Source organism: Nonomuraea sp. NPDC050691, from assembly GCF_040654455.1.
GTDB lineage: Bacteria > Actinomycetota > Actinomycetes > Streptosporangiales > Streptosporangiaceae > Nonomuraea.
Genome location: NZ_JBFAIA010000096.1, coordinates 16,502 through 30,654, shown reverse-complemented (window position 1 = coordinate 30,654; position 14,153 = coordinate 16,502). Strand labels below are relative to the sequence as shown.

Genomic DNA, 14,153 nt, shown 5'->3' with positions numbered 1-14,153 from the left:
ACCCGCACCCCGCCCACGCGGCCCCGGCGCTCGCGCCCCCGCCGCCGGCGCGCGGGCCAGCCCACCAGGTCGGCGGCCAGGCCACCCCCGCCGCCGTGCCAGTCGAGCGCCGCCAGCACGTTGCCGGCCACCGTGAGCCGCCCGAACACCTGGGTGCGCTGGAACGTGCGCCGCAGCCCGCGCCGGGCGCGCCGGACCGCGGGCGTACGGGTCAGGTCCTCCCCCGCGACGCTCACCCTCCCCGCGCTCGGCCGGCGCAGCCCCGACACCACGTCGAACAGCGTCGTCTTGCCCGCGCCGTTCGGCCCGATGACCCCGCACACCTGCCCCTCGGGCACCTCGAACGACACCCCGTCCAGGGCCTTGACCCCGCCGAAGGACACGGACACCTCACTCACCCGGAGCATCAGGACACCCCCAGGTAGGCGGCGGTCAGGCGGTCGGCGTCCACCTCGGACCGCGGCCCGGCCCAGGTGATCCGGCCGAGCCGCATGAACGCCACGCGGTCGGCCACGGCCAGCGCCTCGGTGGCCTTCTCCTCGACCAGCAGCAGCGCCACCCCGCGCTCGCGCAGCTCGGCGAACACCTCGAACACCTGCCGGACCACGAGCGGGGCGAGCCCCAGCGACGGCTCGTCGGCGATGAGCACCCGGGGCGGCCTGACGAGCGCCGGAGCCAGGGTGAGGAGCTGCTGCTCGCCGCCGGACAGCGCCCCGGCGAGCACGGTGCGGCGGGCGGCGAGCTGCGGCATCCGCTCGTAGGCGGGGGCGGGGTCGCCGAGCCAGGTGCGCAGGTTCTCGTCCACGGTGAGGCCGGGGAAGACGCCCCTGCCCTCGGGCGCCAGCAGCACCCCGGCCCGGGCCCTGCGGTGCGCGGGCCACGCCGTGACGTCCTCGCCGTCGAGCAGCACCCGGCCGGCGGCCACGGGCAGGTCCCCGGCGGCGACGGCGCAGGCGGTGGACTTGCCGGCGCCGTTCGCGCCGAGCAGCGCGACCACCTCGCCGGGCCGTACGGACAGCTCGACGCCGCGCAGCACGGTGCAGTCGGCGTAGCCCGCCACCACGTCCTCCAGCCGGAACAGAGCGGGCTCCCCGCGCTCGACGGCGGGAGAGGTCGCTGCGGAGGGGGCGGCGCCGGAGGGGGCGGCGCCGGAGGGGGCGGCGCCGGAGGGGACTGTGCCGGAGGGGACTGCGGCGGTCTCGCGCTGGAGCTCGGCGGCGCGTTCCCGCTCCTGGCGGCGCGACCGGCGCCGGTGGCGCGACTCGGCGAACTGCGCCAGCACCCCGTCCGGATGGCGGGCCAGGATCACGCCGCCCGCTCCGAACAGGATGGCCCCCACGTGCGCCGACAGGCCCCAGGTGGCGAGCAGTTCGGGCATGGCGGCGGCGACCAGCCCGCCGAGCACCGCGCCGCCGACCCGGCGCACCCCTTGGAGCACCACCACGGCCAGCCACACGAACCCGGAGAAGGCCGGCAGGTCGGTCGCCGTGATCGACTCCTTGGACACCGCGAACAGCACGCCGCCCAGCCCGGCGATCCCCGATGCCAGCACGAACAGCATGATCTTGGCGCGCGGCGCGGACAGCCCCGAGGTGACGGCGGCGGCCGGCGCGGAGCGGACCGCGAGGACGGCCCGCCCGGAGGCCGAGCGTTCGAGGTTGCGCACCAGCAGCCCGGCCAGCCCGACGAGCGCGAGCAGCAGCACCACCCGCACCCGCGGGTCGGAGGTGTCGGCGAACCCGAGGGAGAGCGCGGGCAGCGGCCAGCCGATCGTGCCGTTGCTGAACGCGTCCACCTGGAACAGCACCTGGTCGGCGAGCAGCGCGAGGGCCAGCGTGGCCAGTGTCAGCACCCGTCCGCCGAGCCGCAGCGCGGGCAGCGCCACCAGCAGGCCCACCGCGCACGCGGCGAGGACCCCGAGCAGGATCGCGGCGAAGAACGGCAGCCCCGACGCGTACGCCCACCCGCAGGTCAGCGCCGCCATCGCGGCGAAGGACGCCTGGGCCAGGTTGACCATGCCGCCGATCCCGGTGACCACCACGAACGAGCAGAAGATCAGGGCCAGCACCAGCCCGTTGGCCGCGACGCCCACGTAGTACTCGGGCCCGGCGGCGGTGAAGGCGAGCAGCGCGGCCATGGCCAGCGCCCACGGCAGGCGCCGGCGCCACGGCGGCACGCCGGCCAGGTGGTCGGGCGGCGGCGCGTCCTCGGCCGTGCTGCCCGCCACCCGCTCGCGCGAGCGGTTCAGCAGGACGAGACCGGCGAACAGCAGGATCACCGGCACGGCGGTCCGCAACCCGGTGATCTCCTCCAGGAAGTCGGTGTATCCGGCGACCAGGTTCTGCACGACGCCCAGCCCCAGCCCGGCGGCGAACGTCCACGGCACCGACCTCAGCCGCCCGAACACCGCCGCCGTGGCCGAGGCGAACAGCAGTACCGTGTACGCGGTGGCGTCGAGCCCGATCACCGGCACGGCCAGCACCCCGGCCAGCCCGGCCAGGCCGGAGCCCAGCATCCAGGCCAGGGCCGAGGTGGCGTCCACGTCCACGCCGCGCAGCGTGGCCAGGCGCCGCCGGTCCACGGAGGCGCGCATGCGCAGGCCGTACGGGGTGTGCCGGAGGAACGCCCACAGGCCGGCGGCGGTGAGGGCCGAGAGTGCGAAGGTGATGAGCTGGTCGGTGTCGAGGCGGACGCCGAGCAGGTCGAGGGTGACGGCCGGGTGCGGGCCGACGCCGCGCGGCAGCGCGGTGGCGTCGGCGGGAGGCAGGCCGAGCAGGTCCACGGCGAGCAGGCCGAGGGCGGGCAGCGCGATCGTCAGCCCGATGGTGGCGACGATCTGCGCGGTCTCCCCCGCCCGGGCCAGGCCGCGGAACATGGCCCGGTGCAGCACGTACCCGAGCGCGGGGGCGAGGACTCCGACCGCGAGCAGCGCCGACAGCCACGGCGGCAGCCCGGCCCGGTCGCACTGGTAGAACAGCAGGGCCGCCATGAAGCCGACGGCGCCGTGCGCGAAGTTGAAAACGCCGGTGGCCGCGTACGACAGGGTGAGCCCCGCCCCCATGACGGCGAAGACGGCGCCGGTGACGAGCCCGCTGAGGATGTAACCGGCGATCATTTCAGCGGCACGTTGTCGAAGCACTTCAGGCTCTTGGCCACCCTGAACGCGCCGCCCTCCAGTCGGACCAGGGCGCCGCAGCCGTTCGGCTCGGTGTGGTCCTGGGGGAAGCGGATCCGGCCGAACCCGGCGTTCTCGTAGGAGTAGTCGCCGTTGGCGGTGGCCAGGAACTTCTCGCGGGTGAGGTCCTTGCCGGTCTTGGTCAGCATGTCGAGGAAGATGTCGGCGGCCCAGTAGCCGATCGCCATGTGCTGGGTGAGCGTGGCGCCGGGCGCGACCTTCTCGACGTCGGCCTTGAACGCGGCGATCTCGGGGGCGGCCGACTCGAACGGCTCGAACATCGGCGCCGCGACGACGCCCTCCAGCGCCTGCGCGCTGGCCGGGTCCTTGAGGATGGCGGCGTCGTAGCTGGTGGCGTCGGTGAGCACGCCCCGGTAGCCGGCCCGTTTGAGCGCGGAGTAGAGGCCGACGTTGAACTTGGTGCCGGCGATGACCGACACGACGACGTCGGGCGCCTTGCCGTCGTCCGACGTCATGATCTTGTTGACGTACGGGAGCCAGTCGGGGGGCGGCGCGGCGGCCGGCAGGCCGGAGTTCACGCCGGCCAGCTCGAACCCGGCCGCGGCGAACGACTGGGAGATCGTCGTCCCGCCGTACTTGCTGCCGCTGGAGTCGGTGGTCTGGACGTAGACGGACCTGCCCTGGGCGCCGCCGAGCAGGTCGGCCATCTGCCTGCCCCACCAGGTCTGCGAGCCGGCCCCCTTCTTGGGCGCCAGGCAGCCGTTGTAGCCGAAGCCGGTCTTCGTGCCGCACCACTGCGGCCCGGTGGCCCAGCCGAACCACGGCACGCCCTGCTGCTCCAGGAACGCCGCGCCGCCGAAGTTGGGCGCGTGGACGGGCACCAGGGCGAAGACCTGGTCCTTCTGCACGAGCTTCCTGGCCGCCGCGTCGCCCTTGGCCGCGTCCTGGCCGTCGTCTTCTGCGCCGACGAACTCGATCTTCCGCCCGTGGACGCCACCCGCGGCGTTGGCCCGCTCGAACCGGGCCTTGGCGCCGATCTCGGCGTCCTTGGTGGAGTACCCGCTGGCGCTCGTCTTGGTCAGCACGCCGCCGACCTTGACGCTCGTCGTGGTGACGCCGGGCGCGGCGCCGCCGGTCGTGGAGGGCGTCCTGCGCTCGGCGGCGCAACCGGCGAGCAGCAGCGTCACGGCCAGCGCGCCCGCCAGGCCCGCCGCGCTCCGCCGCACCTCGTGATGTCGTCGTACCATCGCCTTCACCTCTTGGGTACGGCGTGCGCCACGCCCCATCTTGGCCTAGCGCTCGCTTGGTTTCGGCCAGCGTAAATTCGGCCCCAGGGGGTGTCAACGGGCCGCCGGGAGAAAGGGATCTTGCCGAGCAATCGCTTGCTCGCAATCACGGGCCGGGCTAGCGTGAGCGCATGCTCATGCGCGCCGCCGTACTGACCGCCTTCAACGAGCCGATGGAGATCCGCGAGGTCGAGATCGCCGATCCGGGCCCCGGCGAGGTGCGGGTCCAGATCAAGGCGTCCGGGGTGTGCGGCTCCGACCTCAAGGCCATCGACGGCAAGAGCCCGGTCGTCGCGCGGCTGCCGTACATCCTCGGCCACGAGAGCGCGGGCGTCGTCGAGAGCGTCGGGCCCGGCGTGACCACGGTCCGGCCCGGCGACCACGTCATCGTCTCGATGAGCGGACCCTGCGGCAAGTGCCGCCACTGCGGCGCCGGCCGCTTCCACCTGTGCTCCGGCCCGGCCCGGATGCGGGCCATCATGGGCGGTGAGCCGCGCGTCACGCTGGACGGCGCGGAGACCCGCCGCTTCATCGGCATCGGCTCGTTCGCCGAGTACACGGTGGTCAACGAGCCCATGTGCGTGCGGATCGCCCCGGGAGCGCCGTTCGACGCGATGTCCCTGCTGGCCTGCGGCGTCGTCACGGGGGTCGGCGCCGTGCTCAACGTGGCGCGGGTGGCACCGGGCTCCAGCGTCCTCGTCGTGGGCTGCGGAGGAGTGGGCCTCAACGTGATCCAGGGCGCGGTGCTCGCCGGCGCGACCACGATCATCGCCGCCGACGTGGCGGAGGGGAAGCTCAAGCTCGCCGAGCGCTTCGGCGCCACGCACACGCTCACCTCCGAGGACCTGCCCGCGCAGGTCGGCGAGGTGGTGCGGGGCGGCGTGGACTACGCCTTCGACGCGACGGGGGTGCCGGGCGTGCTCGCCCAGGCGTTCGCCGCCACGGCCCCGGGCGGCGCCACGGTCATGGTCGGCAGCCCGCCTTCCGGCCGGCCGATGGAGGTGGACACTTCGCTGCTGTTCTCCTCGCGCCGCCTCATGGGCACGCAGGGCGGGGACGCGGCACCGCATCGCGACCTGCCCATGCTCGCCGCCCAGTACCTGCGGGGCCGCCTGGACCTCAACGGGCTCATCACGGAGCGACTGCCCCTGGACCAGATCAACGACGCGGTCGCCCACGTCCGCCAGGGCACGGTCGCCCGCACGGTCATCGTCTTCTGACATTGAGGCCCTCCGGCCTCAGACCACCCGGACCTCGCAGCGCACTCCCGGGGCATCCCTCAGCCGCGCGTCCAGGGTGAGGAGAGGGCAGGCCTCCGCCTCGGCGAGTGCCACGTAGGCCGCGTCACAGGAGGTCAGGTCTCCGCGCAGTTCCCACATGCGCGGCAAGAGCCGGGCGGCGCGGCCCTGGTCGTCGTCACGGGTCAGTACGTCGATCAGCACCGACGCGTCGAGCACGATCACGACGCGTCACCGCGGTGGTCCGCCACCTCCGCTTCGCGTCGCCGGCGCATGGCCCCACCGTGTCGGCGGTGTTCTCGTCACCCGAGTAGCCGTCCGAACGCCCCTCGAACCCGGGTCACCAGCGCGACGTTGCGAGCCTTGGTCTGCTATTCTAAGGATCCTTAGAACAACAGAGGAGATGGACATGTCGTACCCCGAGCCCCGTTACTTCGGCGAGAAGGGCGAGATCAGCGGCAGGTTGCGGCCGGCCGGAGCGCCCGCCGACCTTGTGATGGGCCCCGAGACCGACGACCCCGCGCAGCGGCGCACCCACGTGCACCACCTGGGCACCGGCGCCACCACCAACGGCGCGTTCGGGCTCTACCGGTGGGAGATGGGGCCCCGTCCGGGCGGCCCGAGCCCTCACTTCCACCGCACGATGACCGAGTCGTTCTACGTCCTCGACGGCACTGTGCGCCTCTACGACGGCGACCGGTGGATCGACGGCAGGCCGGGCGACTTCCTTTTCGTCCCCGAGGGGGGCATCCACGCCTTTCGCAATGACTCAGGCGAGCCCGCCTCCATGCTGATTCTCTTCACCCCCGGCGCCCCGAGGGAGGGCTACTTCGAGGAGCTGGCCGAGATCGCCACGACCGGCCGTGAGCTCACCGAGGAGGAGTGGACCGAGCTCTACCTCCGGCACGACCAGTACATGGTCTGATGGCCGGTTTCCCCGAAGAGCCGATCTACGAGCAGCTCGCCCGCGTCGGCAAGGTTCTGTCCAGCCCGGTGCGGCTACGGCTGCTCGACGTGCTCGACCAGCGCGAGCGCACGGTCGAGGAGCTCTCCGAGGAGGCCGGCATCGCGCTGAAGAACACCTCGGCGCAACTCCAGCAGCTCCGCGCCGCCCACCTGGTCACCAGCCGGAAGGAGGGCACCAAGGTCTTCTACCGGCTGGCCGACGAGGGGGTGTCGCGCTTCCTCGGGGAGATGCAGGCGTTCGCGCACGGGCGGCTGGCCGACCTGCGCGAGGCGGTGGCCCGCCACCTGGGCTCGCCCGAGGGCGTGACCGCCGCCGAGCTGGCCGCCCGCCTGGAGGACCCGGGCACGATCGTCGTGGACGTGCGCTCGGCGACGGCATTCGCCACGGCCCACCTGCCGGGCGCGGTGTCGGTGCCGCTGACCGAGCTGCGCGACCGCCTGGAGGAGCTGCCGCGCGACGCCGAGATCGTCGCCTACTGCGGCGGCCCGTACTGCGTCGTGTCGCCCGAGGCGGTGCGGCTGCTGCGACGGCACGGTTTCCGGGCGCAGTCGCTGGAGGGCGGCATCACGGGCTGGCGCCGCTCGGGACGGTCCACCACGACAGGCTGACAAACCTCCACAAAGGGGTATATATCGGGACGGTACGGGCGTAACAACACGGGCACCGAGCGTTGACCAGGGGTTTCCGATCCGGGACAGTGAAGGGACCGAAGGCCATGGGCAGCAGTCTCCGTCTCGCCCTCCTCGGCGGTTTCCGGCTTCTCGCCGGCGACGACCAGATCAACGTCTCCAACGGCTCCGAACGCCTGCTCGCCTTCATCGCGCTGGGCTGCCGGGCCGTCTCACGCAACCTGACGGCCGCCACGCTGTGGCCCGACGCGCCGGAGCACCGCGCGTACGCGAGCCTGCGCTCGGCGCTGGCCCGCCTGGACGGCACCGGACGCCGGATGCTGCACATCGGCTCCACCGAGGTGAGCCTGGCGCCGGACACGCGGGTCGACCTGCACGAGGCCCGGGCCCTGGCCGAGCGGATCCTCGACCCGGCCGCCCCCTGCCCCGACCTCGACCGCCGCGCCATCGAGGTGCTGTCGCACGGCCTGCTGCCCGGCTGGTACGACGACTGGGTCCTCGGCGAGGCCGAGCAGTGGCACCAGCAGCGGCTGCACGCCCTGGAGGCGCTGTCGGCCCGCTTCGTCCGGGCAGGCAGGTTCGCCGACGCGGTGGCCGCGGCGAGCGTGGCCCTGCACGCCGAACCGCTGCGGGAGAGCGCCTGCGCGGCGCTGGTCGAGGCGCACCTTGCCGAGGGCAACCAGGCCGAGGCGCTGCGCCAGTACCACCTCTACGTGCGCAGCCTGCACGACGAGCTGAGCCTGTCACCGACACCGCGGCTGCGCGGCCTCGTCGCCGGTCTGTGCCCGGCGGAGGAGCGCTGAACGGGGCCCCGGTGATGCCGCCGTCACGCCGGCATCACGGGGCGGTGACTGGAGCGTGGCCATGCTTTCTGGTGAGCGCCGGAGCACCCGCAGGTGGTCGTCACCGCGGTCCGGCGGGATCAAGGAGACAGGAATGCGTACCAGGCGAGTGATGATGCTGGCCAGTCCGGCACTCCTCGGCGCGCTCGCGTTCGGACCGGCCGTGGAATCTCCCGCGTCCGCCTCCACGGGCACCACCGAGACGTCGGCGCAGGTCGTCCAGACCGCCACCGGATCCCTGAGTGTCGCGCCCGGCAAGAGGTGGAAGAGGCGCTACAACAGGGGCCACGACGCCGGCTTCTCCGACGGCCGGTCGGACTGCAAGAACAACAAGCCGTACGACCTCAACTTCACCGGCAGCGGCCCCTTCCACAAGGGCTACCGCGACGGCTACAACAGCGGCTTCCACAGCTGCACGCCGAAGAAGGAAGAACCCAAGAAGGAAGAGCCGAAGAAGGAAGAGCCCAAGAAGCCCTGATCAGCCAGGGCATGTGACTCCTTCCCCGGACGGACGAAGGACCCCGCCCCGCCTCGGCGGAGCGGGGTCCCTCCCCTGCGTGGGGACGGGGAAGGGCTCAGCTCCGGGCGCCCACGGGCTCGGGCAGGTCGTCGCGCTCTTCCTGGCCGGCGTCGCCGCCGGTGGGACGGCCGTCGTGGTCGTCCTCCTCGTGCCCTTCGACCGACAGGTTGGGCAGCAGCCGGTCCAGCCAGCGTGGGCACCACCAGTTCGCCCGGCCCAGGAGCACCATCGTGGCCGGCACGAGGAAGCCCCGGATGATCGTGGCGTCCACGGCGATGGCCGCCGCCAGGCCCACGCCGAACGTCTTCACCATGGGATCCGGGTAGGCGATGAACGCCACGAACACCGACACCATGATGAGCGCCGCCGATGTGATCACCCGGCCGGTCGAGCCCAGCCCCTCGGCGACCGCGCGGGCGTTGTCGCCGTGCCGCAGGTACGCCTGCCGTACGGCCGTCAGCAGGAACACCTCGTAGTCCATCGACAGCCCGAACAGCACCGCGAACAGCATGAGCGGCACGTAGCTCTCGATCGGCACCGTGAAGAAGAACGTCTGGAGCGAGGACGCCTCCAGCGGCGCGTCCATGCCGACGAGCCGGCTGCCGAGCCCGACGGAGAAGACCATCGCGAGCGCGCCGAAGGCCGCGCCGAGCGAGATGAGGTTCATGACCGCGGCCTTCAGCGCGACGACCGGGGCGCGGAAGGCCAGCAGCAGGAGGAGGGCGCTGAGCAGCACGACCACGCCGATGACCAGCGGGGTCCGCTCGGCCATGCGGTCGCCGGCGTCGGTCAGCGCGGCGACCTTGCCACCGACGTGCAGCGTGGCGCCGGGGACCGACAGGGCGCGGACGTCGCGCACGACGTCGGCGGAACGGCTGTCGCTGGGCGCGTAGTCGGGGATCGCCTGGATCATCACCGCGCGGCCCGAGTCGCTGAGTTTGGCGGGCGCGACGTGCGCGACGCCGTCCACGTGCTCGATCGCGCCGGTCAGCCGCTTCACCACGGGGGCCTTGGCGTCGGCCGCCGTCTCGTCGAGCTGGGCGACGATCAGCAGCGGGCCGTTGATGCCGGGGCCGAAGCCGGAGGCCATCAGCTCGTACGCCCGGCGCGGCTCGGAGCCCTGGGCGGCGTACCCGTCGTCCAGCGGCCCGAGCTTGAGCGCCAGCGCGGGGGCGGTGAGCGCGGCCAGCACGACGACGCTGCCGATCAGCACCCGCCACGGGCGGCGGGCCACCCACGCGCCGAGCCCGGCCCAGCCGGAGGACTCGCCGCCGCGGCGCCGGCCGAGGAAGGGCAGCCTGAGCGCGTTCACGCGGTGGCCGAGCAGCCCGAGCAGGGCGGGGACGAGCGTGACGGAGGTGAGCACGGCCGTGACGACCGAGACGCCCGTGACCAGGCCGAGCGTGCGCAGCAGCGGGAACCCGCCGAGCACGAGCGCGCTCAGCGCGACGATGACCGTGCCGCCCGCGAACACCACGGCCCCGCCCGAGCTCGCCACCGTGCGGCGCACCGACTCCTGGACGGGAACACCGTCGGCGAGCAGCTTGCGGTGCCGCGACAGCAGGAACAGCGCGTAGTCGATGCCCACGCCGAGCCCGATCATCGTGGCCATGATGCCCGCCTGCTTCGGCACGTCCGCGACATGGCCGAGCAATCCGATGACGCCCAGCCCGGCGGCCACGCTGACCAGCGCGGTGAAGATCGGCACCAGCGCCGCCGTCAGCGTGCCGAACGCGAGGACGAGCACCAGCAGCGCGCACGCCACACCGATGATCTCGCTCGGCCCGGTCTTGATCTCCTTGTCGGCCGGGGTGGAACTGTCGGCGGCGACGACCTCCAGGCCGGCGGCCCGGGCCGGCTGCGCGGCGCGCGACACGGCCTGGGCGGCCTCGGCGGGCTTGGAGGCGTCGTGCCCCTCCATCCGGACGGTGATGAGGCCGATCTGCAGGTTCGAGGCGATGCCGCCGCGACGGTAGGGCGTGTCGACCTGCTTGACGTGCGGGACCGTGCGGATGGCGGTGATCGCCTGCTCGACGGCCTCCTTGCGGGGCTTGTCGATGAGCTGCCCCTGAGGCGCGTAGACGACGAGCTGCACGGTGCCGCCCGTCTCGTATCCGGGGCCGAAGCCCGAGCGCATCAGATCGTGGGCGCGTTGCGCGTCCGTGCCGGGAATCGTCGCGTCGTTGCTGACGGGACTGCCGAGCACGAGGCTGGCGCCCATCAGGCCGGCCGCCGCGACCACCCATAAGGTCAGTACCACCATCCCGTGCCGGGCGCACCAGCCGCCCAGCCGACCCAAGAACCGCGTCATCGCAGGCCCCCTCCTTGACGGCCGTCCTGTACGGTCGTACAGGGCTACGATAGATCGAGATATACCCGAAGGCTGAGGCGAGTACGGAAATGAGACGATGACCACAGCCGACGACACCCGCAGCAGGATCCTCGCCGCCGCCCGCCGGCTGTTCGCCGAGCGCGGCTACGCGCAGACGTCCCTGGCCGACATCGCGGCGGCCGTCGGCCTGACCAAGACCGCCGTCGCCTACCACTTCCACCCCAAGGACCGGCTGGCGGCCGAGCTGCTCGCGCCCTGCGCCGACGACGTGCTCGCGCTGCTGGGCGCCGAGTTCGCGGACCGGGAGGCGTTCCTGGAGGCCCTGGTCGCCTTCACCGTCCGGCACCGCACCGTGCTGCGCCTGGTCATGGAGGACGTCGGCGGGGCCGACGACGCCCCGCCCGGGTCGCCGGGCGAGGCCATCAGGACGTTCCGCGACGAGCTGTTCGCCCGGCTGGTGGGCCCGGAGCCGGACGCCGCGGCGCGGGTGCGCGGCTGGGCCGTGCTGGGGGCCTTGCAGTGGGGCGTGGTGCACACGACGGACCTGCCGGAGGAGCAGGTCCGCGCCGAGCTGTCGCGCGCCGCCCGGGCGATCTGACGTCGTCGTCAGACGCCCAGGACCTCGCGTTCGACGTGGTCGAGGGCCAGCCGTACGGCGCCGAGCGCGGCGCTCTCCTCCCCGACGTCGACGTGACCACCTCCGGCGCGCTCAGGCACAACTCGGCGAGGTGGCGGCGGAGCGGCGCGAGCAGCACGTCGCCCGCCCGCGACTTGCCGCCGCCGATCACCAGCAGGTCGGGGTCGACGGCCAGCACGAGCGCCGAGGCGCCGATCGCCAGCCCCTCGGCGTAGTGGTCGACGCGGCACAGCGCCTCCGGGTCGCCCGCGCCCGCAGCGGCGAACACCTCCTCGGCGCTCGCCTCCTTGACCAGCTCGCGCGCCGCGTCGTCCCAGCCGACCTGGCGCAGTGTGCCGATCTCCCCCGCGGCGCCCGTACGGCCCGCGTGCAACCGCCCGCCGATGAGGATGCCCGCGCCGGGCCGGTGCCCGGCCAGCACGTACACCACGTCGGAGGCGTGCTGGGCGCTGCCCCGCCAGTGCTCGGCGAGCGCGGCCAGGTTGGCGTCGTTGGCCGCCAGCCCCGTGCAGCCGAACCACCGCCCGGCCAGCCCCGCGAGGTCCACGCCGGTCCACCCGGGCAGCGTCACCGACAGTGAGACCCGCCCCGTGCGGTCCACGACGCCGGAGGTGCCGGCTGGGCGGGAGCCCCTCACGTTTCAAGGGACAGCCAAAGGCTGCAGCGCAACTGACTGACCCAGCACTGATCCGTAAGTCCCGAGTGGCGAGCTCCCTGCGAGCTTGCCGTGATCGACGGCTATCCGACCGTAATCTCTGCCTTGTCCTCGCTGATCACCCACGTAGCTTGCGAAGCCGTGCCGCCAGTTCCGGAATCTCCTCCAGCCGCCCTGTCGTCACGGCGATGACCAGGCTTTCCGCTTCGTCCACGTCCCGGTACTCCAGGACCTCCCCGTTGTCCTCCAGGAAGGCCACGGCCGCCGTCCAGGCGAGCCGCTTGTTGCCGTCCACGAGCGGGTGCCCGATCAGGATGCTCTGCATGAGAGCCGCCGCCTTCTCCCACAGGTCCGGATAGGCGTCGTCACCGAACACGCTCGTCCGCGGACGCAGCACCGCGCCGTGCATTTGGCCGCCGTCGCGGAGACGGACCTCGGGCAGCACCTCTTCGGCCAGGGCGAGGAGATCCTCGGTGATCGGGTAGCCGGTCACCGCGCGAGCCTCTCGAGGAGTTCCCGGTCGCGCTCGGCGACCTTCCGCCCGATCGCCCGGTAGCGTTCACGCCTCCTGCGGGCGATGTGCTCCTCGATGGCCCCCACCATCGCCGAGTTGACGCTCTGCCCGTCACTGCCGGCGATCTTCTTGATCTGCTCGTACGTCGCATCCGGGAGCCGAAGCCGTGTCTCAGCCATATCGGATGGTACCACTCCATGACACCATTATCCGGTGACAGAATCTGCGGCCGCGGGCTGCCTCACGGCATTGGGTGACCACCACGCGTCTTGTCCGGCCTGGCCTGTGAGAAGTCAGTCCCAACAGAACTGGCGACCGAAGAAGGTGTTCTTGGATTCGATGCCGGGGACGGGCTTGTTGGTGATGAGCTTGACGCCGGTGTCGGTGAAACCGGATGCCTTCACGCCCGTCTCGGCGTACTCGACGACGGCTTGGACGCCCATCTCTGCCATCTTCAGCGGATACTGCTGCGCAGTGGCCGCGATCTGACCGACCTCCACAGCCTGGACCCCGACGCAGCCGCCGTCGACCGACACGACGACCACGCTTTTCTCCCGGCCTCTGGCCTTGAGGGCGGCGTGGGCGCCGAACGCGGTGGGGTCGTTGACGGTGTACACCACATTGAGGTCCGGAGCTTCACGCAGGCAATCCCGCATCATGATCCTGCTCAGGGTCCGGTCGCCGTAGCTGTACTTGGAGCACACGATCGACGGGCTGCCCTCGGCGATGCCGAAGCCTTTCAGGAAGCCGGCATGCCGAAGCCGGCTCACGGAACTGACCGGCGCCGCGTCCAGGGTGACGATCTTGGCCGGTCTGTCGCCCATCATGGCCTTGGCGTACAAGCCGATCAGCTGACCGGCCTTGAAGTTGTCCGTGCCGAACAGGGCGTCAGTAGCGTTCTGCGGCTTGGTGGGCGTGTCCAGCGCGATGACGAGCACCCCTGCGTCCCGAGCCTTCTTGATCGACGGGACGATCGCCGTGGCGTCGTTCGGCGTGATCAGGATGCCCTTGACGCCCGCCTTCACCATGTTCTCGATCGCGGCGACCTGGGTCGCGTTGTCGCCGGTGTACCTGCCGGCCGCAGGCATCAATGTCGCGCTTCGGGCTGTGGCCATGGCCTGCGCACCCTGTCTCATCGCCACGAAATAGGGGTTCGTCTCCGTCTTGGTGATCAACCCGATCTTGATCTCGGACTCCCCCGCCTCACGCGAGGCGACAGAGCCGCACGCGGCCAGAGTCGCCGCCGCGGCGACCGCGAACGCCGTGAGCCGAGCGGCTCGTATGGTGCGACGCATGACTCTGGTTTCCCGGATGACGGTGATGCTCGTGCGAGGTTCGGCGAACCGCATCATGACATTGGTGAGTGTGCCCCTATCTGCGCCAAGCATTAGGGACGT

General features: G+C 72.4%; 14 protein-coding genes and 1 pseudogene. 6 read left to right on the top strand and 9 right to left on the bottom strand.

All coding sequences use genetic code 11. The features are described from left to right. The 3 genes from AB0H81_RS28340 to AB0H81_RS28330 form a co-directional block, all read right to left on the bottom strand. The coding region (locus AB0H81_RS28340) for an ATP-binding cassette domain-containing protein (RefSeq protein ID WP_358380652.1) at positions 1–407 on the bottom strand (407 nt) is incomplete at its 3' end. Next, positions 407–3,115: an ATP-binding cassette domain-containing protein gene (locus AB0H81_RS28335; protein WP_358380650.1), complete on the bottom strand. Its 2,709-nt coding sequence runs from the start codon at positions 3,113–3,115 to the stop codon at positions 407–409. The genes AB0H81_RS28335 and AB0H81_RS28340, both read right to left, overlap by 1 nt. After that, entirely contained in the window at positions 3,112–4,383 is a 1,272-nt protein-coding gene (locus tag AB0H81_RS28330; protein WP_358380648.1) for an ABC transporter substrate-binding protein, read from the bottom strand. The genes AB0H81_RS28335 and AB0H81_RS28330 overlap by 4 nt, the downstream gene beginning before the upstream one ends. A gap of 170 nt (positions 4,384–4,553) precedes the next feature. Here AB0H81_RS28330 and AB0H81_RS28325 point away from each other — a divergent pair, with 170 nt between their 5' ends. After that, complete coding sequence (locus AB0H81_RS28325) at positions 4,554–5,642, top strand: alcohol dehydrogenase catalytic domain-containing protein (protein ID WP_358380646.1); 1,089 nt, start codon at positions 4,554–4,556, stop codon at positions 5,640–5,642. An 18-nt stretch (positions 5,643–5,660) separates the two neighbouring features. Here the strand turns inward: AB0H81_RS28325 and AB0H81_RS28320 are convergent, their stop codons facing one another. After that, positions 5,661–5,885, bottom strand: coding sequence for a hypothetical protein (locus tag AB0H81_RS28320; RefSeq protein ID WP_358380644.1), 225 nt, complete (start codon positions 5,883–5,885; stop codon positions 5,661–5,663). A 184-nt stretch (positions 5,886–6,069) separates the two neighbouring features. Here AB0H81_RS28320 and AB0H81_RS28315 point away from each other — a divergent pair, with 184 nt between their 5' ends. The 4 genes from AB0H81_RS28315 to AB0H81_RS28300 all read left to right on the top strand — a co-directional run bounded on the left by AB0H81_RS28315 (position 6,070) and on the right by AB0H81_RS28300 (position 8,576). After that, positions 6,070–6,585 carry a cupin domain-containing protein gene (locus AB0H81_RS28315; RefSeq protein ID WP_358380642.1) on the top strand — a complete coding sequence of 172 codons (516 nt, stop codon included), beginning with the start codon at positions 6,070–6,072 and terminating at the stop codon, positions 6,583–6,585. After that, positions 6,585–7,235, top strand: coding sequence for a metalloregulator ArsR/SmtB family transcription factor (locus AB0H81_RS28310; protein WP_358380640.1), 651 nt, complete (start codon positions 6,585–6,587; stop codon positions 7,233–7,235). The genes AB0H81_RS28315 and AB0H81_RS28310 overlap by 1 nt, the downstream gene beginning before the upstream one ends. A 107-nt stretch (positions 7,236–7,342) precedes the next feature. Continuing rightward, positions 7,343–8,059: a BTAD domain-containing putative transcriptional regulator gene (locus AB0H81_RS28305; protein ID WP_358380637.1), complete on the top strand. Its 717-nt coding sequence runs from the start codon at positions 7,343–7,345 to the stop codon at positions 8,057–8,059. Positions 8,060–8,192: 133 nt separating this feature from the next. Then, on the top strand, positions 8,193–8,576 hold the full coding sequence (locus AB0H81_RS28300; RefSeq protein WP_358380635.1) for a DUF4148 domain-containing protein: 384 nt from the start codon (positions 8,193–8,195) through the stop codon (positions 8,574–8,576). 97 nt (positions 8,577–8,673) lie between these two features. Here AB0H81_RS28300 and AB0H81_RS28295 read toward each other — a convergent pair whose 3' ends face one another. Continuing rightward, the gene (locus AB0H81_RS28295; RefSeq protein ID WP_358380633.1) at positions 8,674–10,929 is read right to left on the bottom strand and encodes an MMPL family transporter; all 2,256 of its coding nucleotides are present in this window, start codon (positions 10,927–10,929) and stop codon (positions 8,674–8,676) included. 97 nt (positions 10,930–11,026) lie between these two features. Between AB0H81_RS28295 and AB0H81_RS28290 the strand changes: the two genes are divergently transcribed. After that, positions 11,027–11,548 carry a TetR family transcriptional regulator gene (locus AB0H81_RS28290; protein WP_358380631.1) on the top strand — a complete coding sequence of 174 codons (522 nt, stop codon included), beginning with the start codon at positions 11,027–11,029 and terminating at the stop codon, positions 11,546–11,548. Positions 11,549–11,657: 109 nt separating this feature from the next. Here the strand turns inward: AB0H81_RS28290 and AB0H81_RS28285 are convergent. The 4 genes and pseudogenes from AB0H81_RS28285 to AB0H81_RS28270 all read right to left on the bottom strand — a co-directional run. Next, positions 11,658–12,224 (bottom strand): annotated as a pseudogene (locus AB0H81_RS28285) (ROK family protein); the annotation flags it as partial. Between the two features lie 136 nt (positions 12,225–12,360). Then, positions 12,361–12,735, bottom strand: coding sequence for a Fic family protein (locus tag AB0H81_RS28280; RefSeq protein WP_358380629.1), 375 nt, complete (start codon positions 12,733–12,735; stop codon positions 12,361–12,363). Next, on the bottom strand, positions 12,732–12,935 hold the full coding sequence (locus AB0H81_RS28275) for an Arc family DNA-binding protein (RefSeq protein ID WP_358380627.1): 204 nt from the start codon (positions 12,933–12,935) through the stop codon (positions 12,732–12,734). The genes AB0H81_RS28280 and AB0H81_RS28275 overlap by 4 nt, the downstream gene beginning before the upstream one ends. 114 nt (positions 12,936–13,049) lie before the next feature. Continuing rightward, positions 13,050–14,108 carry a substrate-binding domain-containing protein gene (locus AB0H81_RS28270; RefSeq protein WP_358380625.1) on the bottom strand — a complete coding sequence of 353 codons (1,059 nt, stop codon included), beginning with the start codon at positions 14,106–14,108 and terminating at the stop codon, positions 13,050–13,052. Positions 14,109–14,153 lie beyond the last annotated feature (45 nt).